Annotated in this window: 1 protein-coding gene and 2 pseudogenes; all 3 read left to right on the forward strand. The window is 37.2% G+C overall.

Translation table 11 applies throughout. The annotated features are described in order from the left end of the window. Positions 1-504, forward strand: a 504-nt coding sequence (locus AC058W_RS13460; protein WP_479390188.1) for an isochorismatase family protein, incomplete at its 5' end; no start/stop codon positions are given. Further along, a pseudogene (locus AC058W_RS13465) lies at positions 489-1,188 on the forward strand (transglutaminase-like domain-containing protein). The gene AC058W_RS13460 and the pseudogene AC058W_RS13465, both read left to right, overlap by 16 nt. A 654-nt stretch (positions 1,189-1,842) precedes the next feature. After that, positions 1,843-1,958, forward strand: a pseudogene (locus AC058W_RS13470) (GNAT family N-acetyltransferase); the annotation flags it as partial.

The following is a 1,958-nucleotide window of genomic DNA, read 5'->3' on the forward strand; positions in this document are numbered from 1 at the left end:
ACTTTTGAAGCGTTTATTGATGATACTATAAGAATTATAAAAGCAGCTAGAGATAATCAAATAGAGGTTATCTATTTTCAACATGATGATGGACCAGGAACGGGGGTTTCAATCGGTGATGAAGACTTCGAAATTGCAGAACAAATGATTCCCAAGGAAGGGGAAAAGATATTTATAAAAAATATCAATAGTTGTTTTGGAAATAAAGATTTTACGGATTATGTTAAAGATGATAATACATTAATGATAGTGGGACTACAGACAAACTTCTGTATAGATGCAACTGTGAAATCTGCTTTTGAGAGAGGATATAAAGTAATTATTCCACAAGGGGCAAATTCAACATTTGATAACGACTATATGACTGGAGAAGAAACATATAAATATTACAATGATATGATGTGGCCAAAGAGATTTGCTACATGTGTATCTGTTGATGAAGCAATTAAATTGATGGAAAGTTCAATCGAGATTTGTGAAGGTGCATTATGGACAAATATTTAAAAGAAACAAAAATGTTAAATTATTCCAACGAAAACATACAGCAGTTAATTCGGGGAAAGAAGATGGAAAAATATAAATGAATTTGAACGCTTAAAATCGATTTATGATTTTGTTAGGGATGAAATATTGTTTGGATATAATATTGATGATAATGTTCCTGCATCAAAGGTTTTGGCAGATGGTTATGGACAATGTAATACAAAAGGAACATTGTTTATGGCAATACTAAGGGCATGCAATATTCCTTGCAGGGTACATGGATTCACCATTGATAAAAAATTACAAAAGGGAGCAATGACAGGGGTTGTCTATAAAAATGCACCACAAAATGTATTTCATAGTTGGGTTGAAGTTTACTTTGAGGATAGATGGTATGAGTTAGAGGCGTTTATTCTTGATAAAAAGTATTTACAAAAATTACAGGAAAAAAATAGTGATTGTAAAGGTGCATTTTGTGGTTACGGTGTAGCCGTAAAAGACTTCAAAAATCCAATTATAGATTTTGATAGAAATAATACATATATTCAGAGTGAAGGAATTAATCAAGATTTTGGAGTCTATGATTCGCCTGATGACTTGCTAAAAGTACACCATCAAGAAATGTCTGCGATAAAAGCATTTTTATATAAACACTTTGGCAGGCATTTAATGAACCGAAACGTCAAAAAAATTAGAAATTGCTAAATCTAAAGTTAGTTGATTAACTTATTGGCCAGCTTACCGTAGCCCTTGGCAGGGTATAAGAAACGCTGACATCGTTTCCACTCAGAAACAGGTCGCAGCGGCACATAAGCGAGGAAAATACCCTCGCTAAGTGCCGGCGTCTGTTTACGGTCAGCTTATTCTTACACCCAGCCGTGGCTACTAGTGTATTGGCAACTTTCCAAAACACAGAACTCCCGGGGTATGCGGTGCCATGTCGAAGATGTTTGTCGTAGGATGTTGATATTTTCTAGAAAAGTGCTGAAAGACAGGGGGAAAGCGGACACGATGTCCGCGTCAGCCTATCCGCGCCATGGATGGCGCGTGTAGGCGGCCCCGTCATGATGAGAACCGCTGTATCACTTTTCATTAGAAAATTCACATCCGGAGACCTTACATCGAGACATGTGTATCGCATGCTCCGGGAGTTCGTGGATTTTACGGGAACCCTGACGTTACGGGCCATGCACCCAATTCATAAATGTGTCGCAAAGGGCGCTCCACATTTATTTCATTGACGGCTGTCGCCGTATAAAGTCAAAAACAAAAACAGCGACTTGTGAGCAAGCTCCCAGATCGCTGTTTTCGTTTTGACTTTGCATGGCTCGTAACTTTCAATTTGACGGAGTAATGGATATGAAAATCCGAGAAGTGAACGAAAATAAAAAGCAATTTATATCATTATTGTTATTAGCTGATGAACAGGAGAGCATGGTTGAGCGCTATTTTGAAAAAGGTACTATGTATGTGCT

The sequence above is a fragment of the Blautia sp. CGZ-1-C1 genome (assembly GCF_056504575.1).